The 20,325-nt window shown below is 66.6% G+C and carries 19 protein-coding genes and 4 tRNA genes; 14 read left to right on the top strand and 9 right to left on the bottom strand.

What is annotated here, in order from left to right; translation table 11 throughout:
- Positions 1-8: 8 nt before the first annotated feature.
- The 4 genes from ACGFNJ_RS00635 to ACGFNJ_RS00620 form a co-directional block, all read right to left on the bottom strand.
- Entirely contained in the window at positions 9-4,181 is a 4,173-nt protein-coding gene (locus ACGFNJ_RS00635; protein ID WP_393441881.1) for a molybdopterin-dependent oxidoreductase, read from the bottom strand.
- Between the two features lie 112 nt (positions 4,182-4,293).
- Positions 4,294-4,998 carry a demethylmenaquinone methyltransferase gene (locus tag ACGFNJ_RS00630; protein ID WP_393441879.1) on the bottom strand — a complete coding sequence of 235 codons (705 nt, stop codon included), beginning with the start codon at positions 4,996-4,998 and terminating at the stop codon, positions 4,294-4,296.
- A gap of 73 nt (positions 4,999-5,071) precedes the next feature.
- Entirely contained in the window at positions 5,072-6,211 is a 1,140-nt protein-coding gene (locus tag ACGFNJ_RS00625; RefSeq protein ID WP_393441877.1) for a glycosyltransferase family 4 protein, read from the bottom strand.
- A gap of 154 nt (positions 6,212-6,365) precedes the next feature.
- Complete coding sequence (locus tag ACGFNJ_RS00620) at positions 6,366-6,848, bottom strand: DUF3592 domain-containing protein (protein ID WP_393441875.1); 483 nt, start codon at positions 6,846-6,848, stop codon at positions 6,366-6,368.
- A 39-nt stretch (positions 6,849-6,887) separates the two neighbouring features.
- On the opposite strand from ACGFNJ_RS00620, the gene ACGFNJ_RS00615 reads away from it, so the two are divergent.
- Positions 6,888-7,394, top strand: a complete 507-nt coding sequence (locus tag ACGFNJ_RS00615) for a DUF2505 domain-containing protein (RefSeq protein ID WP_393441873.1) — start codon at positions 6,888-6,890, stop codon at positions 7,392-7,394.
- Positions 7,395-7,455: 61 nt separating this feature from the next.
- Here the strand turns inward: ACGFNJ_RS00615 and ACGFNJ_RS00610 are convergent, their stop codons facing one another.
- From ACGFNJ_RS00610 to ACGFNJ_RS00600, 3 genes are all read right to left on the bottom strand, one after another.
- The gene (locus tag ACGFNJ_RS00610) at positions 7,456-7,893 is read right to left on the bottom strand and encodes a VOC family protein (RefSeq protein WP_393441871.1); all 438 of its coding nucleotides are present in this window, start codon (positions 7,891-7,893) and stop codon (positions 7,456-7,458) included.
- A gap of 52 nt (positions 7,894-7,945) precedes the next feature.
- On the bottom strand, positions 7,946-8,374 hold the full coding sequence (locus ACGFNJ_RS00605; RefSeq protein WP_069160580.1) for a helix-turn-helix domain-containing protein: 429 nt from the start codon (positions 8,372-8,374) through the stop codon (positions 7,946-7,948).
- A gap of 91 nt (positions 8,375-8,465) precedes the next feature.
- Positions 8,466-9,731, bottom strand: coding sequence for a geranylgeranyl reductase family protein (locus tag ACGFNJ_RS00600; RefSeq protein ID WP_393441868.1), 1,266 nt, complete (start codon positions 9,729-9,731; stop codon positions 8,466-8,468).
- A 162-nt stretch (positions 9,732-9,893) separates the two neighbouring features.
- On the opposite strand from ACGFNJ_RS00600, the gene ACGFNJ_RS00595 reads away from it, so the two are divergent.
- Positions 9,894-10,916, top strand: a complete 1,023-nt coding sequence (locus ACGFNJ_RS00595) for a polyprenyl synthetase family protein (protein ID WP_069160578.1) — start codon at positions 9,894-9,896, stop codon at positions 10,914-10,916.
- 85 nt (positions 10,917-11,001) lie between these two features.
- Positions 11,002-11,883: a zinc metalloprotease HtpX gene (gene htpX / locus ACGFNJ_RS00590; protein ID WP_393441866.1), complete on the top strand. Its 882-nt coding sequence runs from the start codon at positions 11,002-11,004 to the stop codon at positions 11,881-11,883.
- Between the two features lie 152 nt (positions 11,884-12,035).
- Here htpX and ACGFNJ_RS00585 read toward each other — a convergent pair whose 3' ends face one another.
- A complete protein-coding gene (locus ACGFNJ_RS00585; RefSeq protein WP_069160576.1) occupies positions 12,036-12,527 on the bottom strand; it encodes a YajQ family cyclic di-GMP-binding protein in 492 nt (163 codons plus the stop codon).
- A 168-nt stretch (positions 12,528-12,695) separates the two neighbouring features.
- On the opposite strand from ACGFNJ_RS00585, the gene ACGFNJ_RS00580 reads away from it, so the two are divergent.
- The 11 genes from ACGFNJ_RS00580 (at position 12,696) to ACGFNJ_RS00530 (ending at position 18,422) form a co-directional block, all read left to right on the top strand.
- Positions 12,696-12,778: transfer RNA gene (locus ACGFNJ_RS00580), tRNA-Tyr, on the top strand.
- A gap of 223 nt (positions 12,779-13,001) precedes the next feature.
- Positions 13,002-13,074, top strand: a tRNA-Thr gene (locus ACGFNJ_RS00575).
- A 72-nt stretch (positions 13,075-13,146) separates the two neighbouring features.
- Positions 13,147-13,222: transfer RNA gene (locus tag ACGFNJ_RS00570), tRNA-Met, on the top strand.
- A gap of 42 nt (positions 13,223-13,264) precedes the next feature.
- Positions 13,265-13,435 (top strand): 50S ribosomal protein L33, encoded by a 171-nt coding sequence (rpmG, locus tag ACGFNJ_RS00565; RefSeq protein ID WP_014988500.1) that lies wholly within the window; start codon positions 13,265-13,267, stop codon positions 13,433-13,435.
- Between the two features lie 273 nt (positions 13,436-13,708).
- Complete coding sequence (locus ACGFNJ_RS00560; protein ID WP_393443671.1) at positions 13,709-14,773, top strand: fused (3R)-hydroxyacyl-ACP dehydratase subunits HadA/HadB; 1,065 nt, start codon at positions 13,709-13,711, stop codon at positions 14,771-14,773.
- 246 nt (positions 14,774-15,019) lie between these two features.
- Positions 15,020-15,092 (top strand) — tRNA-Trp (locus ACGFNJ_RS00555).
- Between the two features lie 31 nt (positions 15,093-15,123).
- Complete coding sequence (secE, locus tag ACGFNJ_RS00550) at positions 15,124-15,510, top strand: preprotein translocase subunit SecE (protein ID WP_393441863.1); 387 nt, start codon at positions 15,124-15,126, stop codon at positions 15,508-15,510.
- 154 nt (positions 15,511-15,664) lie between these two features.
- Positions 15,665-16,465: a transcription termination/antitermination protein NusG gene (gene nusG / locus ACGFNJ_RS00545; protein WP_393443669.1), complete on the top strand. Its 801-nt coding sequence runs from the start codon at positions 15,665-15,667 to the stop codon at positions 16,463-16,465.
- A gap of 95 nt (positions 16,466-16,560) precedes the next feature.
- Positions 16,561-16,995: a 50S ribosomal protein L11 gene (gene rplK / locus ACGFNJ_RS00540; RefSeq protein ID WP_393441861.1), complete on the top strand. Its 435-nt coding sequence runs from the start codon at positions 16,561-16,563 to the stop codon at positions 16,993-16,995.
- A 77-nt stretch (positions 16,996-17,072) separates the two neighbouring features.
- Positions 17,073-17,792 carry a 50S ribosomal protein L1 gene (rplA, locus tag ACGFNJ_RS00535; RefSeq protein WP_393441859.1) on the top strand — a complete coding sequence of 240 codons (720 nt, stop codon included), beginning with the start codon at positions 17,073-17,075 and terminating at the stop codon, positions 17,790-17,792.
- A gap of 96 nt (positions 17,793-17,888) precedes the next feature.
- Positions 17,889-18,422, top strand: a complete 534-nt coding sequence (locus tag ACGFNJ_RS00530) for an NADPH-dependent FMN reductase (protein ID WP_393441857.1) — start codon at positions 17,889-17,891, stop codon at positions 18,420-18,422.
- A 55-nt stretch (positions 18,423-18,477) separates the two neighbouring features.
- Here ACGFNJ_RS00530 and ACGFNJ_RS00525 read toward each other — a convergent pair whose 3' ends face one another.
- Positions 18,478-20,085 carry an MFS transporter gene (locus ACGFNJ_RS00525; protein ID WP_393441855.1) on the bottom strand — a complete coding sequence of 536 codons (1,608 nt, stop codon included), beginning with the start codon at positions 20,083-20,085 and terminating at the stop codon, positions 18,478-18,480.
- Positions 20,086-20,325 lie beyond the last annotated feature (240 nt).

Below are 20,325 nucleotides of genomic sequence, written 5' to 3'. Positions count from 1 at the left end.
CCACCGAACTAGTACACGTCGCGGACGTACCGTTTCTCCGCGACCAGTTGTTTCCGGAAGGCTTGCGCGGCAGCGTCGTCCAGCTTGCCGTGCACGCGGGCGATGTGCAGCAGCGCCTCGTCCACATCCTTGGCCATGCGCGCGGCGTCGCCACAGACGTAGAGGTGGGCGCCGTCGCGCAGCCAGGACCAGAGCTCGGCGCCGTGCTCGATCATGCGGTGCTGCACGTAGATCCGCTCCCGCTGGTCACGGGAGAAGGCCAGGTCGAGTCGGGTGAGGAAGCCCGAGCGGAACATGTCTTCGAGTTCGGCGCGGTAGTAGAAGTTCTTGGCGGCGTGCTGTTCACCGAAGAACAGCCAGTTGCGGCCGGTGCAGCCGAGTTCTCTGCGTTCCTGGAGGAAGCCGCGGAACGGCGCGATGCCGGTGCCAGGCCCGACCATGATCATCGGCGCTGTCGGGTCGGCGGGCGGGCGAAAGTGCGGCGCGCGCTGCAGGAAGATCGGCACCGCGGCCGGGTCGCCGCCCGCACGATCGGCGAGGAAGGTCGAGCACACCCCGCCGCGCCTGGCCGCCGACCCCTTGGCGACCGGGTCGCCGTAGCGGACGACGCCGACCGTCAGCTGCACCTCGTGCGGGCTGACCAGCGGGCTCGACGAGATCGAATATTGGCGCGGCTGCAACTTTTTCAGCGTGCCGAGCCAGTCGACCAGGTCGGCGCGCACCGGAAAGTCGCGCAGCACGTCGACCGCCTGGCGATCCCACAGGTAGTTGTCGAGTTCATTGCGATTGTCGCGCCGCAGCAGCTTGGCCAGCCGGATGTTCGGGTTGCGGTCGGCGATGAAGGAGAGCAGGTCGTTGCTCACCTTGCTGATGTCGTAGTGCGTGCGCAGCGCCTCGGCCAGCGACAGTTCCCGATCGTCGACCTCGATGATCCGGCGACCGTCGAGCCCCGTGGTGGTGAGCCATTCGTTGACCAGCGCCGCGTCGTTGGTCGGCCAGACGCCGAGCGAATCGCCGACCTCGTAATCGGCTTCGAGCCCGCGCAGATCGAAGCCGAACTGCCGCACCTCTTTCGGCGCACCGCTCGGGGTAAGCGATTCGTTGCGCACCAGGGGTGCGCGCACCGGCGCGCTTCGCGTGAACGACGCGACCTCTCGGCGGATCCGTCCAGGGGCGGGTGCGGTGGCCCTGGTCAGCACCGCTGTCGCCGCACCGCCGAGGCGTACCGGTCCTTGCGTCGATGTCGGCAGGCCCGGATCGTCGTCCGTCGCACCGGATTCCAGTGTGTCGCCCAGCGCCGCGAGCACCGCGTCGAGCCAATGCTCGGCGGGCTCGTGGAAGTCCGGTTCGCTGTCGACGCGCGGCAACAGCCGCACCGCACCGAATTCGGCGAACCGCTCGTCCAATTTGCGCCCGTGCCCGCAGAAGTCGTCGTAACTGGAGTCGCCGAGCGCGAACACCGCATAGCGCATGCCGGTGAATCGCACCGCGCCTGCCTCCAGGCGTTCCCAGAAGTCGGTGCCGTTGTCCGGCGGACCGCCGTCGCCGAACGTACTGGTGATCACCAGCACGTCGCCGCTCAGCCCGTCCAGCGCGCAGGAGTCCATGTCGAGTAGTCGTGGCGCGAAACCACATTCGGTCAGCCTGGCGGCCGTGGTCGCGGCGAGTTCCTCCGCCGTCCCGGTCTGCGAGGCCCACAGCACCGTCACCGATCGCACCGGCGCGGCGGCCACACCCGGCGTCGTCGCACGGGAGTACATGCCAGCGAGCATTCCGTCGATCCAGAGCCTGCCCTGCGCGGACATCGGCGCGGCAGCGGGGAGCACCGGCTGACCTGTCACCGGAACCGCCTGCAGGGCGGCGAGATACCCGCTGAGGTAGACCCGCTCGTGCTCGGACAGCGTCGGGGTGGTTGCCGCGTCCAGCCCGAGCGCGATCGCCAACGGGTGCAGGTCGGCCTGCTGCGGCGTCGACTTGACGGGCGTCTCCGTCTCCGGCACCGCGACCCGGCGCAGCGAGACCGCACAGGCCTTGAACTCCGGCTGCAGCGAGGCCGGATCGACGGCGTCGTTCGTGACCGCATTGATGGTCAAATACTCGCCGTGCTCGTCGTTCCAGTGGAACGGCGCGAAGCAATCGCCGGGCCGGACCCGGTCGCTGACCTGCACGGCCAGCACCGCTCTGCCTCGACGGGACGCGATTTCGAGCTGGTCACCGGCGCGTACCCCTAGGCGTTCCGCGTCGGCCGGGTGGACCTCGACGAACGGCTGCCCGGTCAGTTTGGTCAGCTTGTCGATCTTCCCGGTCTTGGTCATCGTGTGCCACTGATGTTGCAGCCGACCGGTATTGAGCAGGAATGGGAAGTCGTCGTCGGGCATTTCCTCCGGCAGCAGATGCGGGCGCGGCCAGAACACGGCCCGACGGCTCGGCGTCGCGAAGGCCAGGCGCGGCTGCCGCCCGGTCTCGTCGACGAAAAGGTGCTGGCTGACCCCGTCGTTCAAGTAGCGGATCGGATTGCGTCGCCGCGTGCCGTCGGGACACGGCCACTGCATCGGCCCTTCGCTGAGCCGATCGAAATCCATGCCGCGCAGGTCATATCCGGTGACCGGATTGGCGAACTGCTTGATCTCGGCGAAAACCTCGGCGCTGGACGCGAACTCGAAGCCGGCGAACCCCATCGCGGTGGCGACCTCGGCGATCAGCAGCCAGTCCGGCTTGGCCTCGCCGACCGGATCGACCGAACGCCGCAGCAGGGTGACGTTGCGCTCCGAATTCACCATCACCGCATCGGCTTCGGCCCACAGGGTGGCAGGCAACAGCAGGTCGGCGTACGCGGTGGTGGCGGTCTCGGTGTAGGCGTCCTGGGCGATCACCAGCTCGGCGGCTTCGAGGCCGTCGATGACGGTCCTTCGGTTGGCCATGGAGGCAACGGGATTCGTGCAGATGATCCAGGCCGCCTTGATCTGTCCCGCGGCCAGCCCGCGGAACATCTCGACGGTGCCAGGCCCGACCTGGTCGCGGATCGTGCCGGGCGCAAGGCCCCACGCGGTTTCGACGAAGGCGCGGTCGGCGGGGGCGAGCACGCTGCGCTGCCCGGGCAGTCCCGGCCCCATGTAACCCATTTCGCGGCCGCCCATGGCATTCGGCTGTCCGGTCAGCGAGAACGGCCCGCTGCCCGGCCGCGCGATGGCGCCGGTGGCCAGGTGCAGATTGCAGAGTGCGTTGGTGTTCCAGGTGCCGTGGGTGGACTGGTTGAGCCCCATCGTCCACAGCGACATCCATGCGCCTGCCGCGCCGATCCACTGTGCGGCGGTGCGGATGTCGGCCTCGGCAAGGCCGGTGAGCTCGGCCACCTTCGCGGGCGGGTAGTCGCCGAGAAATGCGGGCATCCCGTCCCAGCCCTCGGTGTGCTCGGCGATGAAATCCTTGTCGATGTCACCGTTTTCGACGAGCAGGTGCAGCAGGCCGTTCAGCAAGGCCAGATCGGTGCCCGGTGCGATCTGCAGGAACAGGTCGGCCTTGGCGGCGGTCTCGGTGCGCCGCGGGTCGACCACGATCAGCTTCGCGCCTGCCTTGAGCCGATCGACCATGCGCAGGTACAGAATCGGATGGCAGTCGGCCATATTCGCGCCGATCACGAAGAACAGGTCGGCGTGCTCGAAGTCATCGTAGGAGCCGGGCGGGCCGTCCGCGCCGAGCGACTGCTTGTATCCGGTGCCTGCGCTCGCCATGCACAGCCGGGAATTGGCCTCGATATGCACGGTCCGCAGGTATCCCTTGGCCAGCTTGGTCGCCAGGTACTGCGCCTCCAGCGACATCTGCCCCGAGACATACAGCGCGATCGCGTCCGGCCCGTGTTCGTCGAGGATGGCCCGCAACCGCGCGGCAGCCTCCTGCACGGCCGCCTCGACCGGCACCGGCACCGGCTCCTGACCGCGCTCGGGCCGTCGGTACGCGGTCGCCATCCGGCCGGGGGTGCGCATCAGCTCCAGGTGGGTGGCGCCCTTGGTGCACAGCCTGCCCGCGTTCGCCGGATGCAGTTTGTCGCCGCTCACCTTGGCGATCACGGGTGCGCCGTCGGCTCCCGTCCGCGTCTGCACGGTGATGCCGCACCCGACGCCGCAGTACGAGCATGCCGTTCTCGCAGTGCCCCCTGCGCGATCCGTGCCTGCGTCCACCATGCCTCGATCATGGCCATCGCCGATTGCGCCAGGTTTACCTTGCGTTATCGGCACGTCACATTCAGCCTCACCACCCGCGTCCCGGTTGGTGAGGTGTGACGGAGGTCGCAGCTCAGCCGAGCTTGTACGCGCGGTGCAAGGCGACAATGCCCCCGGTGAGATTACGCCACTTCACCGACGACCATCCGGTATCGGCGATGCGCATCGCGAGCTGGCGCTGGTTGGGCCACGCGCGAATGGATTCGGCCAGGTAGACGTAGGCATCCGGGTTGCTGCTGACCGCGCGGGCCACCTTCGGCAGCGCCTTCATCAGGTACTCCATGTACACCGTGCGGAAGCCGGGCACGACCGGTGTGGAGAACTCCGCGACGACCAGCCTGCCGCCAGGCTTGGTGACCCGCAGCATCTCGCGCAGCGCGGCCTCGCTGTCGGAAATGTTGCGCAGGCCGTAGGAGATGGTCACCGCGTCGAACGAGTTGTCGGCGAACGGCAGCGCGGTCGCGTCCGCCGCCACCATCGGCACCTTGCGGAACCTGCCCGCGGCGAGCATGCCCTGGGAGAAGTCGGCGGCCAGGCACCAGGCGCCGGACTTCGCCAGATCGAGGGTGGAGACACCGGTGCCCGCCGCGAGGTCGAGCACCCGCTCGCCGGGCCGCGGCGCCAATGCCTTGCGCACCGCCCAGCGCCAGTAGCGATCCTGGCCACCGGAGATCACCGTGTTGGTCAGGTCGTACCGCTTCGCGACCCCGTCGAACATCGACGCGACCTCATGCGGCTGCTTGTCCAGCGAGGCCCTGGTGGATTCTGTTTTCGCCACGCCTGACCCTAACGCGCGCGGTACGGCACGCCGAGCCTGGTGCGCAGATTCCTCGGTCACAGTCGAGGCGGGATCAGGCCGTGTGCGGTAAGCGCATTCGGGTGCCGGTCACGTCGGCATAGTGGCCCATCAGCTCGGTGCAGATCGCGGGCCAGGTGCGGTGCAGCACCGATTTGCGTGCCGCTCCGGCGAATCGGGCGCGCAGGATCGGATCGTGCAGCGCCGCAACCGCACTCGGCAACAGCTCGGTGAAACGGTCGACCGGGAGCAGATAGCCGTTGCGGCAGTGCGCGATCAGGTCGCGCGGTCCGCCCGCGTCCGGCCCGATCACCGGGATGCCGGAGGCCAAGGCTTCCTGCACGCCCTGGCAGAACGTCTCGTGCTCGCCCGCGTGCACCATCACGTCCAGGCTGGCGTACGCCTGGGCCAGGGTGTCCCCGCCGAGCTCGCCGGTGAACACCGCGCGCGGCATCATCCGCGCGAGCCGGTCGCGTTCGGGCCCGTCGCCGACGATCACCAGCTGGATGTCCGGGTCGTTCGCCAGCACCGCAAGCCGTTCGACGTGCTTCTCCGGCGCGAGCCGTCCGACGAAGCCGACCACCAGCTTGTCGTCGCTGTGCCAGGCGTCGCGCAGCTCGGTGCGCCGCGCCGACGGGTTGAAGCGGGCGATGTCGACGCCACGTCCCCACCGGTGCACCCGGGGAATGCCGTGGCTGGCCAGGTCGTCCGCCGCGGCGCGCGAGGGGGCGAGCGTCCTGGTCGCGCTCTCGTGGATGCGGCGGGTCCAGGCCCACGCCGCCCGGCTGGCCAGCGAAAGCCCGTAGCTCTTGGCGAATCCGGCCACATCGGTCTGGTACACCGCGACGGTGGGCAGATCCAGGCGCAGTGCCGCGCCGAGGCCGCCTGCGCCGAGCAGGAAGGGTGAGGCCAGATGCACCACGTCGGCATCGAAATCGTCGATGGCCGAGACGATTCCCGGCTGCGGCAGTCCCACCGGCAGCGAACTGATCTTGGGCACCATCACCGCGGGCACCCGGTGCACCCGGAACCGATCGTGCCAGCGTGGGGCCGGTGGCAATCCGCGGATGGTGTCGGGCGCGATGATCAACGCGTCGTGGCCGTGCCGGTCCAGGTGGTCGAGCACCCGCAGCACGGAGTTGACGACGCCATTCATATTCGGCAGAAACGACTCCGCGACAATCGCTACACGCACACCCTCAGGTTGACCGCCACGACGGCCCATGGCGCTAAACATGCGTTAAGGACACGGAAAGATCCGGCGAACTCCTTGCGGCTCTGTCACCGGTTGAACGCGGAGAATCGAGAATCCGCGGTGTTCTGTTCGGCATTCATGCCCGACGGCAGGGTCAGCTCGGATCGGCAGGCTTCGATGCCGCACCTGCCGCCGTCGGCCGGCGCCGGTCCAGCCGTAGCAGCAGCCAGACCGTCGGTAGCGCGAGCGCCCACACCACCACGATCACCGACAGTGCGGGCGGGATGGCGACGCGCACATCGCGTCCTTCCACCCGCACCAGATCGGGGTCGGCGCGGTAGTACTCGACCCGGATCCGCTCGCCGGCGGTGAGGTTGGTCGGATACAGCACGCCGACCTTCGGATTGTGTGTCTCGCCGTCCGGTGTCACGTACATGACCGCCGAACGCAGTCTGCCTGCGGAGAGCACCTCCGCGCTGGTCACGCCCTTGTCCGAGTTGATCAGGTAGTCGTTGCGCCAGGCGGCGAGCACCAGTAGCACGACGAGGACGCTGATCACCCCCGCGGCCCAGAGCACGCCGATCCTGGCCCGCCGCAGACGGTTCGACCGCCGATCAGACTGGCTGGTTTCCAACACCGCAACAGGCTACCGAGCGACTCGGATACCGTGTCGCGCATGTCCCGAAAATTCAGCTTCACCGTGCCTTACGCCGTCCCGGTCGAAGATCTTCACCGGGCACTCACCGACGACAAGGTCTGGCAGGCGCGTTTCGCCGACGCCGAGACCGCAACGCTCGACCTCTCGCACCCCGAGGGTGCGGGCACCATTCGCATCCATATGACCGAAAAGGCCGCGCAGGACAAGATTCCCAGTGTGGTGAGCAAGGTGCTCAAGAGCGAGCTCATGCTCTCGCGCACCGACAACTGGCAGGCACTCACGGGCGAGGTCGCCAAGGGCACCTTCGAGGGCGCCACCGGCGGCATCAGCACCGAGATGTCGGGCACCTACGAAATGCGTTCGACCGCAGAGGGTTCCGAGATCGAGGTGGTCGGCACCGTGCAGGTCAAGGTGCCGCTGGTCGGCGGCGCCATCGAACCGCTCGCCGAGCAACTGCACCATCGGGTGCTCAACAGCGAGCGCAAGTTCATCGAGGAGTGGGTGGCCGCCCAGGCGACCGCCTGACCCGCGCCCGCGCATGATCCGTTGCCCCGGCGCGTGCCGGGGCAACGGAACCCCTCGTCCGCTATGTGAAGTCCTCGGGGGAGTACTCCTTCTTCTCCACCAACACCAGCCAGTTCCCGGAGTTGTCCCGGACGATCGCCTCGGTGCCGTACGGCCGCTCGGCCGGGGGCTGAATGAACTCGACGCCCTTGGCGGTGAGCTCCTCGAAGGTCTTCTGGCAGTTCTCGGTGCTCAGTCCGAGCGCGCCGTGCGTGCCATTGGCCAGGGCGCGCTTGATGGCTTCGGTCATGCCTTCGTCCAGCGGCGGCCCCGGCACCATCAGGGTCACCTCGAGTTCCAGATGCGCGGGGTGCGCGACGGTGACCCAGCGGAATCCGTTGTCGCCCATCGTGACGTCCGCGGTCTCGACGAATCCCAGCTTGTCGATGTACCACTGCTTCGCTTCGTCCTGGTCGGTGACATACACGGTGACCAGGGAGACATTCGTTATCGTCGTCATGGGGCAAGGCTATGACCGGGCACTCCGGCCGGGCTTCTCCAAAATTGCGGGATCAGGAGTCGCGTTTCCGGTCGCTGAGACCGTGCATGAATACGTAGCAGCCAGGAATGTGCGGCGCCCCCGCGGCGAACTTGGCCTGGTATTCCGACGGCGTGACCCCGACCAGCTGGCGGAACTTGCTGCTGAACGAGCCGAGGCTGCTGTACCCGACCAGCATGCACACCTCGGTCACTGTCACATTGCTGGAGCGAAGCAGATCCTGTGCGCGCTCGATCCGGCGTTCGGTCAGATACGCGACCGGCGTGAGCCCATAGACCGCGGCGAAGGCACGCAGAAAGTGATACTTGGAAACTCCGGCGGCAGCGGCCAATTCATCGAGGCGAAGCGGCTCGGCATAGTGCCGATCCGCGTGATCCTTGGCCCGTCGTAAATGCGGAAGCAAATACAGCGCGGGTAATCCACCGGACTGTTGTCCGCCCATGGCTGGAACCCTGTCGCGTGCGTCGATGGTCGGCAAACAAGGTTCAGCCTACCGTCGGCACTTCGGCAGGGCGGTGTGTCGATATCGCAGGTCAGGCGAACGGCGGCAGGTCGTCGGCGCGCATGGACAGTCGGCCCGCGGCCCGCCACGCCCGCGCGGTCATGTCGACGTCCTCGTCGGTGACGAGATTGCCCATCACCCGAACCGCGGTGCGCTGCAAGTACTTCGACCGCATCACCGGCGGCCCGCCGAGCGGAACCATGCGCGGATGCGTGGCGAGTCCGGCGATCCGGCGGGCCACCGAGAAGGTGCGGCCGTAGCGGGCGCGCAGCAGCTCGGGCCAGATCGTGGTCAGGTCCGGCTCGTCGAGCAGCTCGGACAGCATGTGCCCGCCCTCGAGGCCGTAGTCGATGCCCTCGCCGTTGAGTGGGTTCACGCAGCCTGCGGCGTCGCCGACCAGCACCCAGTTGCGGCCTGCCACATTCGACACCGCGCCGCCCATCGGCAGCAGCGCCGAGGCGACCGCCCGCAGCGACCCCTCGAACTCCCACTCGTCGAAACGCAACTTGGTGTAGTGCTCGAGCAGCGGCTTCAACGCGATGTGCGAGGGCCGCTGCTCGGTGGCCAGCGAGCCGACGCCGATATTGACCTCGCCGTTGCCGAGCGGGAACACCCAGCCGTAGCCGGGGACGAGCACGTTGTCGGCGTCGCGCAGTTCCAGATGCGAGGTGATCCACTGGTCGTCGCTGCGGCCGGACTTGATGTAGGCACGCGCGGCGGTGCCGTACGCGTACTGCCGGTGCCAGGTGCGGCCGAGCATCCGCCCGATCGGCGACCGCACACCGTCGGCGACGATGAGCAGCGCGCACTCGATGGTGTGTGTTCCACCGGCGGTGCGCACGGACACGCCGGTGACCCGGTCGCCGTCGCGGGTGACATCGACCACCTTGGTGCCGTCGATCATCCGTGCGCCGGACTTCATCGCGGTCTCGCGCAGCTTGTCGTCGAGTTCGGTTCGTGGGACGGCACTTCCGTATGTCGGGAAGGAACCGGCGGGCCAGCTCAGCAAGGCTTCCTTGCCGAAGCCGGTCATCCTGAGCCCGTGGTTGACTATGTGCGCGCGCACCCAGTCGCCGAGGCCGAGGTGTTCCAGCTCGGCTGTCGCGCGGGGTGTCAGCCCATCGCCGCAGGTCTTGTCCCTGGGGAAGACGGCGGAGTCGAGGAGCACCACGTCGCGTCCGGCGCGCGCCGCCCAGGCGGCCGACGCCGACCCGGCCGGGCCCGCGCCGACGACGAGCACCTCGGCTCTGGTGGGCAGCGCGTCCCCGTCCGCGGGGGTGACTTCCGGTGAACCCATGGCATCAATACTTGCATCACCGCCCGCGCGGGCGATCGGGGCGCGGAGAAAATCGTGTGCGAAAGTGTCTGATACACCCCATAGTGACGGTGTTCATGGGGCTTCGGCTGGGGACACGCTAGGTTCTCTACCGTGGGGTCGGACGCATCGCTGGGAGAAGAAATGAGCACATCTGCTGTGAGTGAGGCGAGCACCGTGGTTGCCGGGGTCGATCTGGGTGACGTCGAGCTCGCGGCAATCGTGCGTAACCGCCTGGAAGAGGTCGAAAAGCTCCTGGTCGACGAGCTGTCCGACGGCGAGGAATTCCTGCAGGAGGCGGCGCTGCACCTGGCGAAGGCAGGCGGCAAGCGATTCCGTCCGCTGTTCACCGTGCTGACCGGCCAGCTCGGCCCGAACCCCACCGATCCCGCGCTGGTCACTGCGGGCACCGTGGTCGAACTGGTGCACCTGGCCACGCTGTACCACGACGACGTGATGGACGAGGCGACGATGCGCCGCGGCGCCCCGAGCGTGAATTCGCGCTGGGGCAACAACATCGCGATCCTGGCAGGCGACTATCTGTTCGCGCACGCCTCCCGGCTGACCTCCACGCTCGGCCCCGACGCGGTGCGGATCATCGCGGAGACCTTCGCCGAACTGGTCACCGGCCAGATGCGCGAGACCATGGGCGCCCGCGAATCCCAAGACCCGGTCGAGCATTACCTGCGCGTCGTCTGGGAGAAGACCGGTTCGCTGATCGCGGCCTCCGGCCGGTTCGGCGGCACCTTCTCCGGCGCGTCCGCCGAGCACGTCGAGCGGCTGGCCCGCCTCGGTGACGCGGTCGGCACCGCGTTCCAGATCTCCGACGACATCATCGACATCTCCTCGGCCGCCGAGCAGTCCGGCAAGACGCCGGGCACCGACCTGCGCGAGGGCGTGCACACCCTGCCGGTGCTGTACGCGCTGCGCGACGAGGGCGCCGACGGCGACCGGCTGCGCAAGCTGCTCGCCAGGCCGCTGGAAACCGACGCGGAAGTCGAGGAAGCGCTCGATCTGCTGTCCCGCTCGCACGGCATGGTGCTGGCCAAGGAGAAGCTGCAGGGCTACGCCGATATCGCGCACGCCGAACTGTCCGCGCTGCCCGCGGGCCCGGCCAACGATGCCCTCGAGCGCCTGGTCCGCTACACCATCGAGCGTGTCGGCTGAGTTCAGCGGAACTTTGGTTCGGGCTCCTATCGTTGATCCCGTGTAAAGCACTCAACGATCGGGGGAGTGGCGAGGGAGACGCTCTATGCACGGGCATGGTTATGCGAACGGGTTGAAGACGTTCGGCCTGATGGTCGGACTTTCGGCATTGATCGTTTTTGCCGGCGCCATGTTCCGGAGTCCGACGATCCTGGTCATCGCCATCCTGCTGGCCGTCGGCATGAACGCGTACGCGTATTTCAACAGCGACAAACTCGCGTTGAAAGCCATGCACGCACAACCGGTGAGCGAGCTGGAAGCGCCGGTGATCTACCGGATCGTGCGTGAGCTGGCGACCACCGCACGCCAGCCGATGCCTCGGCTCTACATCAGCCCGACCAATGCCCCCAACGCCTTCGCGACCGGCCGCAGTCCTCGGCACGCCGCAGTCTGCTGTACCAGCGGCATTCTGCAGATTCTCGACGAGCGTGAGCTACGCGCCGTGCTCGGCCACGAGCTATCGCACGTCTACAACCGCGACATCCTGATCTCTTCGGTCGCAGGCGCGCTGGCCGCGGTCATTTCCGGCCTGGCCAACCTGGCCTTCTTCGCCTCGGCGTTCGGCGGCAATCGCAACGGCGAAGGCCCCAACATGCTCGGCGTGCTGCTCGTCTCGTTGCTCGGCCCGATCGCCGCGACCCTGATCAAGCTGGCGGTGTCGCGCTCGCGGGAATACCAGGCGGACCAATCGGGCGCCGAACTCACCGGCGACCCGCTCGCGCTCGCCTCGGCGCTGCGCAAGCTGGAGCGCGGCGTGCAGGCCGCCCCCTTGCCTCCTGAGCCGCAGTTGACCGCTCAGTCCCACCTGATGATCGCCAACCCGTTCCGCGCGGGCGAGCGGGCCGCTCGCTGGTTCTCCACCCACCCGCCGATGGCCGACCGGATCGCGCGCTTGGAGGAGATGGCAGGCGGGCCCACGGTGCGCTAGTCGGTCGAATATTGCTCAGGCGCAACTGATTTCGTAAGAGCATGGGTAACTCGCCGGGTACCGGCTGACTCATCCGTCCAATAAGTCTGGCCGCCAACGCAACTGGTAACGCGCCTGAGTCTGGCCAAAAAACGCGGAGAGGCGGACGAGCATTAACGGTAGTTGACGAACTGCAGCGCGATCCCGAAGTCCTCGCCCTTCAGCAGCGAGATGACGGCCTGAAGGTCGTCGCGCTTCTTGCTGCTCACCCGCAACTCCTCGCCCTGAATCTGCGCCTTCACGCCCTTCGGGCCTTCGTCGCGGATCTTCTTGGAGATCTTCTTCGCGTGCTCGGTGTCGATGCCCTGCACCAGCGTGCCGGTGATCTTGTAGGTCTTGCCGGACGCGATCGGCTCGCCCGCGTCGAACGCCTTGAGCGAGATGTCGCGGCGAATCAGCTTCTCCTTGAACACATCCAGCGCCGCCTTGACCCGCTCCTCGGCCTCCGCCGTGAGCACGATCTTGTCCTCGCCCGACCATTCGATCGCCGCACCGGTGCCGCGGAAGTCGTAGCGGGTGGTCAGCTCCTTCTCGGCTTGATGCAGGGCATTGTCGACCTCCTGACGGTCGACCTTGCTCACGACATCGAAAGACGAATCGGCCACGCTGCGCTCCTGTTCCTCACGGTTCGACGGGTCACTTCACCGGAAAACCGGCACTCGACAGTTGTACCCGGAACTAGCACGCTAGTGTGCGCGCATGGCCGATAGCCAGCCGGTTTGCATTGAGGGCCGGGGTTGGATGTATTCTGCTTTTCGCGCCGAGAGCGCGACGGCAGATTGCCCGAGCGGCCAATGGGAGCGGACTGTAAATCCGTCGGCGAAAGCCTACGTAGGTTCGAATCCTACATCTGCCACCCGAAGCCCCCGTGGATCGACTTCGATCCACGGGGGTTTTCCCGTTGTCGGGGTCGCGCACCGGGGTGCTGGCATCGCCCTCGGTCGGGGATGCGCAGGAAGGTCCGTCGAAAAGGCCTCCTGACCACCCGGTTTGGAGGTCGGACCAGTAAGTGTGTAACCTCGTTCAAGACTTCGCCGCGCCGGGGTCGAGTGTTCGGAGCCTGGTGCGGATGTAGTCATGCCCCCTTAGCTCAGTCGGCAGAGCGTTTCCATGGTAAGGAAAAGGTCAACGGTTCGATTCCGTTAGGGGGCTCGCCGGATTGCCGGTGGTGACCGACTCGGCATCTCCAAGCTTGGGCGCGGCACCACAGCAATGCGACCCCGTGGCGGTGTAGCTCAGTCGGTAGAGCAAACGACTCATAATCGTTGTGTCGCCGGTTCAAGTCCGGCCATCGCTACCAAAACCGATCAGACCATCTGGTTGACCCGAAAGAAGGAATATCGTGGCCGCGAAGTCCACCGATGTCCGGCCAAAGATCACCTTGGCCTGCGAGCAGTGCAAGCACCGCAACTACATCACCAAGAAGAACCGGCGCAACGACCCGGACCGGCTGGAACTGAAGAAGTTCTGCCCGAACTGCGGCACGCACCGGGGACACAAAGAATCCCGCTAGTCCGCCACGCGTGAATACTGCCGCGTGGATCGGCGCCGAGCGCGTGCGCGCACTCGGCAATCTCGGAACGTGCCAGTGCGAGGGCCGGACAATCGTCCGGCCCTGACGCATTTCCACGGTCGGGTGCGGTCAGTGAGTGAGCGTAGCGAGGATCTATCGTCACAGCCGCCACAGCGGTCACGACGAAACCGAGCGTCGAATGAGCCCGGTGAGTTTGTGATTGCTCCGCCGACTCCGGGTTCGGAGTCAGATAGGTACAGTCCTCCAGTGACAATCAACACCGGTACAGACGAAGCGGTTCAGGTGGCCGAGATGTTCGACCCCGCAGCACACGCGGCCTCCATGGTGGGTCACCACTATCGCGTCGACGACTACTACGAAGTCGGCCGCGAGAAGGTGCGCGAATACGCGCGCGCCGTGCAGGACTACCACCCGGTGCACTGGGACGAGGACCTCGCGCAGGAATACGGCTACGACGGCCTGCTCGCGCCGCTCACCTTCATCTCGCTGGTCGGAATCCTCGCGCAGCGCAAGCTGTTCGAGCAGATCGTCACCGGTTACGACCTGAGCCAGATCATGCAGACCGATCAGATCCTGGAATTCCACCGGCCGATCAGGGTCGGCGACCAGCTGGTCTGTGACGTGTACCTGCATTCGTTCCGGCAGGCCTTCGGCGGCGACATCATCGTCACCAAGAACATTGTCACCGCGCAGAACGACGAGCTGGTGCTGACCACCTACACCACGCTGATCGGCCGCAGCGGCGGCGATATCGACCCCAATCTCAATGACGCCGTGCGCAATGTGCTGATGCACGGCATCGGCGAAGACGCGCCGCAGCATCGTCCGCGCGCGGTGCAGGCCATCGCCGAGCCCACCCCGGTCGCCTCGGTGCCCGAGGTGGTGGCGAGCAAGCGCGCGCTCAGCTTCGAGGACATCACCGTCGGCGACGAGCTTCCGGCGCGCACCGTCCGGCTGACCCGCGGCGATCTGGTGAACTACGCCGGTGTCTCCGGCGACGCCAACCCGATCCACTGGAGCGACGAGGTCACCAAGCTCGTCGGCCTGGATGACGTTGTCGCGCACGGCATGCTGACCATGGGCCTCGGCGGCGGCTTCGTCACCTCGTGGCTCGGCGACCCCGGCGCGGTCAAGGAGTACAACGTCCGCTTCACCAGCCCGGTCTATGTCGGCACCGATGAGGCGGCCGAGATCGAGTACACCGGTAAGGTGAAGTCTGTGGATCCGGAGACGCGGACCGCGGTCGTCGCCATCGTGGCGAAGTCGGCGGGGCGCAAGATCTTCGGGCGCGCGACCGCGACCGTGCAGCTGGCCTGAAAACCGCGTGACCTGGTCGAGTGACCCTGATTAGCTAACGACGTGGACGGTGACGTACACTGAGGTTTCTGGGGTCACCAGCCGCTGCGCGCTGCTCTGTGGGGCTGGTTCCAGGCGAGTCCGCAAGGATTCGTCAGCGGAGCCGGCGACTGCGAAGGCAGCGCGCGTGTTATGTCGCTGGCCGACACCGGAACCGCACAACTGAATACCGAACAGTGGTTGGACAGCCAACACGGATCCAGCCGAAGGGGCGTAGCTCAACTGGCAGAGCAGCGGTCTCCAAAACCGCAGGTTGCAGGTTCAAGTCCTGTCGCCCCTGCCCTGGAATGCCAGCGGACGAAAGGATCGACGTGAGCGACGAGCGGGACAATCGCCACGGCTCGCATGCGGCCGAGGACGAGGGCACCGCGGTGGCTCGGCCGAGCGGCAAGCGTTCCGCTCGGCGGACGCGCAGTGCATCGTCGGATACGGGTTCGATCGCCACACTCGATCGACCTTCGTCGCGCAAGGCAGCCAAAACCGATCGGGCCGAACGCGGTGGGACGGTCAATCCGTTCAAGCGTTTGATCAAGTTCCTGCGTGAGGTCGTCGCGGAACTGCGCAAGGTGATCTGGCCCAACCGGAAGCAGATGGTCACCTATACGACCGTTGTTCTGGTGTTCGTGGTCTTCATGGTCGCGTTCATCAGCGGGTTGGATGTGGCGTTCATCAAGGGTGTCAACTGGCTGTTCGGCTAGATCGACGCCGCCCGGCGCCAGCGACTCTTGCGGGTCGCTCGAAAGGGCAAGACGCCGGCCGATCCGGGACGGACACGGGTGGAAGTAGTTCCGCCGCGCGCCCGGCCCCGGCACGCAGAGGATGTACGTGACGACACAGGAAGCGAGTGCCCCAGTGAGCACCCCGGAGAACGACACAAACGAAGAGTTCTCGGTCGACGAGCCGGTGGTGGATCCCACCATCGAGGCTGACGCGACCGACGAAGACTCCGAGGACGTGGACTCCGAGGGCTCGGTGGACGCCGAGGTCGAGAGCGCCGAAGCGGCCGCTCCGATCGACGCCGAGCCCGCCGATCCGGTCGCCGAAATGAAGTCGGCCCTGCGCCGCGCCCCTGGTGACTGGTACGTCATCCACTCCTACGCCGGCTACGAGAACAAGGTGAAGGCCAACCTCGAGACCCGCGTGCAGAACCTCGATCTCGAGGACTACATCTTCCAGGTCGAGGTGCCGACCGAAGAGGTCACCGAGATCAAGAACGGCCAGCGCAAGAACGTCAACCGCAAGGTCCTGCCGGGCTACATCCTGGTTCGGATGGAACTGAACGACGAGTCGTGGGGCGCGGTGCGCAACACCCCCGGCGTCACCGGTTTCGTCGGCGCCACCTCGCGCCCCTCGCCGCTGTCCATCGATGACGTGGTGAAGTTCCTGGTCCCGGCCGCGCAGCAGAAGAAGGCCGCGGCTCCGGCCGGTACCGCAGGCGGGACCGAGTCCACCACCGAGTCCGTGTCCAAGCCCACCATCGAGGTCGACTTCGAGGTCGGCGAGTCGGTGACCGTGATGGACGGCCCGTTCGCGACGCTGCCCGCCAGCATCTCCGAGGTCAACGCCGAGCAGCAGAAGCTCAAGGTGCTCGTGTCGATCTTCGGTCGCGAGACCCCGGTGGAGCTCGGCTTCACCCAGGTTGCGAAGATTTAAGACTGTTCGTCCGCGGCGGCGTGGAACAACGCTGCCGCAGATCGCAACACCAGGACTTGCAAAGAGCAAGGAAAACAGACACCTAGGAAAGAAAGATGCCCCCCAAGAAGAAGAAGCTCGCCGGGATCATCAAGCTTCAGATCCAGGCCGGCCAGGCGAACCCTGCCCCTCCGGTGGGTCCCGCGCTTGGTCAGCACGGCGTCAACATCATGGAGTTCTGCAAGGCGTACAACGCCGCGACCGAGTCGCAGCGTGGCAACGTCATTCCGGTCGAGATCTCGGTGTACGAGGATCGGTCGTTCGACTTCAAGCTGAAGACCCCGCCTGCCGCTCGCCTGCTGCTCAAGGCCGCCGGTGTGCAGAAGGGTTCGGCTGAGCCGCACCGCACCAAGGTCGCGAAGGTCACCATGGACCAGGTCCGTGAGATCGCCAAGACCAAGCAGGAAGACCTGAACGCCAACGACATCGAGCAGGCCGCGAAGATCATCGCAGGCACCGCTCGTTCGATGGGTATCACCATCGAAGGCTGAGCGTTCGCGCTCACAGGTGGGAGGGCCGGCCAGGCCCGATAACCACGGCTGAACCAGACGACTAAGGACAGAGAATTATGGCAAAACGAAGCAAGGCGTATCTCGCCGCGGCCGAGAAGGTCGATCACGACAAGCTGTACTCCCCGCTCGCCGCTGCGCGGCTGGCCAAGGAGACCGCCACCACCAAGACCGACGCGACCGTCGAGGTTGCCGTTCGTCTCGGTGTGGATCCCCGCAAGGCCGACCAGATGGTCCGCGGCACCGTCAACCTGCCGCACGGCACCGGTAAGACCGCCCGCGTCATCGTGTTCGCGGCAGGCGAGAAGGCCGCCGAGGCCGAGGCCGCCGGTGCGGACGCCGTTGGCGCCGAGGACCTGATCGAGCGGATCCAGGGCGGCTGGCTGGACTTCGACGCCGCGATCGCCACCCCGGACCAGATGGCCAAGGTCGGCCGGATCGCGCGTGTCCTCGGACCGCGTGGCCTGATGCCGAACCCGAAGACGGGCACGGTCACCACCGATGTGACCAAGGCCGTCAACGACATCAAGGGCGGCAAGATCAACTTCCGCGTCGACAAGCAGGCCAACCTGCACTTCGTCATCGGCAAGGCGTCCTTCGACGATGCCAAGCTGGTCGAGAACTACGGCGCCGCGCTGGACGAGATCCTGCGTGTGAAGCCGTCGACCGCCAAGGGCCGCTACGTCAAGAAGGTGACGGTTTCGACGAACACCGGACCGGGCATCCCGGTGGACCCGAACCGCACCCGCAACCTCCTCGACGAGGATGCGACGCAGTAGCACCTGAGTAAGTCCGCAAGGGCGGGAACGCGAATCGCGTTCCCGCCCTTGTGCGTTTCCGGACTAATCCGGGTGCGGCGGTGGTTGGCTTGAAAGGTGACGGTCGTTCTGCTGATCTCCGGGAGCACGCGTAGTGCCTCGACCAATTCCGCCGCGCTGCGCACGGTGCAGGCCGTCGCGCCGGCCGACGTCGAGGCCCGCTGGTATGACGGCCTCGCCGACCTCCCCGCCTTCAACCCTGACGACGACGGCGCTGGGCAGCCGTCGGTTCTCGCGCTTCGCGAAGAGCTCGGCCGCGCCGACGCTGTCCTGTTCTGCACCCCGGAATATGCGGGCACGCTGCCGGGCAGCCTCAAGAACCTGCTGGATTGGACGGTCGGCACCGCCGACCTCTACGAAAAGCCCACTGCCTGGCTGACTATCGCGGTGCCTGGCCGCGGCGAGGGCGCGACGGCGACCTTGGCCAGCGTGCTCGGTTATGTCGGCGCGGCCGTCGACTCCGGCGTTCCTGCGCGCCTGCCGGTCTTGCGCGACGACGTCGGCGCGGACGGCTTGATCGACACCCCCGAATTTCGCACCGGCGCAAGGGAACTCCTGCAGCGCCTGGTGGCGCAGGCGCGCACACAGTGATTCCCGCGCACGAGGTGGCATCATGCACGCCTCGTGCGCGGGAAATCAGCACGGGTTATTCGTCTGCGCCGGACTTTCGCCAGCCGAGCAGGACGGACTCGCCCTGCTGCACGCCCCACGGCAAGAACAGGGCGACGATCACGGCGGCAACCACCACGGCCGCCGCGGCAACCATGGACGCGGTGTGCGAACCCTGCAGCGCGGCCGATTTCATTGCGGTGATGAGGTTTTCGCGCTGGCTCTCGAAGAACGGCGGGAGCTCGCGCTTGCGCAATTCCAGCACGCTGATCGGGCTGGACTTGACCAGCTCTTTCTCGTTGGCGGTCATCATGGTGGCCGGTACCGCGTCGATGCGCGGCGCGATCCGCGTCGTGTAGTAGGACGCCACGATCGAGCCGAGGACGGCGACACCGAGCGTGCCGCCGACCTCACGGGTGGTGTCGTTGACCGCCGAACCGGCACCTGCCTCGTCCAATGGCAAAGCGCCCATGATGGATTCGGTGGCCGGGCCCTGGGTGATGGCAAGGCCGAGGGCCATGAAGATCATGGCGGGCAGTACGTCGGTGACGTAGCTGCTGTCCACGTCCACCTGCCCGCCCAGGTACAGCCCGACCGCCATGGTCAGCAGGCCGGTCACCACCACCGGTGTCGTGCCCAGTTTCTGGGCCAGCAGCGTGGCGATCGGTGCGCCGAGACCCACCGAGAACGCGAACGGCAGTGAGGCGATGCCGAATTCGAGCGGCGTGTACTCCCGAACACCCTGGAAGTACTGGGTGATCAGGAACAGGAAGCCGAACATCGAGAAGTAGCCGATGGCAATGGCGAAGGCGGGCATCGAGAATCGGCGGTTGCGAAACAGATCCACGTCGAGAATCGGTGAGCTGGTGCGCAATTCCCAGACGACGAACGCCGCGAGCAGGAACAGCCCGACTGCGGCCGTGCCGAGGGTGAGCGTCGAGAGCCACCCGTTGCGCGGCGCCTCGATGATCGCCCACACCACCAGCGTGATGCCGACGATGGACAGCACGATGCCGAACAGATCGAGCCGCCCGACCTGCGCCGCGCGCGATTCCGGCACCCATTTCACGGTCGCGATCAGCGCGACGATCGCCACCGGCACATTGATCCAGAAGACCGAATGCCAGGAGAACTGGGCAAGCAGCCAGCCGCCGGAGATCGGTCCGATGGCGACGGCGACGCCGGCGATCGCGGTCCACGCGGCGATGGCGAGGGCGCGCTCGCGCCGCTCGGTGAAGATGTTGATGATCAGGGCGAGGGTGGCGGGGAACACCGCGGCGGCGAACACGCCCATCGCGGCCCTGGCGACGATGACCTGGGTCATCGACTCCGACAGCGCGCCAGCGACGGACATGAGGGCGACGCCGACCAGGCCGACCATCATGATGCGGCGGCGGCCGTAGCGGTCGCCGAGATTGCCGAACGCCAGCAGCAGGCCGGCGAAGGTCAGAGTGAACGCATCGACAACCCATTGCAGGCTGCTGACACCGGCCGAGAGCTGCACCCCGATGGACGGAAGCGCCACGTTGACGAGGGTGTTGTCGAGCATGACCAGGAGTTCGGCCAGGCAGATCACGGCGAGGGCGAGGTAGCGCTGGGAAGGTCGTTCCAACAGCACCGGTGGATCGACTATGGAGGTGGCCATAGTTCAGCAGTCAAGCAGTAACTGTCACTGTTGGTAACAGCTGAAGATGGCGATCTCGGACACATTGCCCACTCTGTTGTGATCCAGGTCATAACGAATGGGGATCCCGATGGCCTCGATTTCCGTTGCCCCCACCCCGTTTTGGCAGATGGCAAGTGGTCCAGGTACAGTGGGCGGAAGTAATCGACAAGTTCGATGACTACCCAATTCGTTCTACCGAAGACCGTTGGTCGCTGCGCT

Source organism: Nocardia sp. NPDC049149 (assembly GCF_043197455.1).
Lineage (GTDB): Bacteria > Actinomycetota > Actinomycetes > Mycobacteriales > Mycobacteriaceae > Nocardia.
Note: the sequence above shows the minus strand (reverse complement) of the source record. Positions and strands in the feature narration are given on the sequence as shown.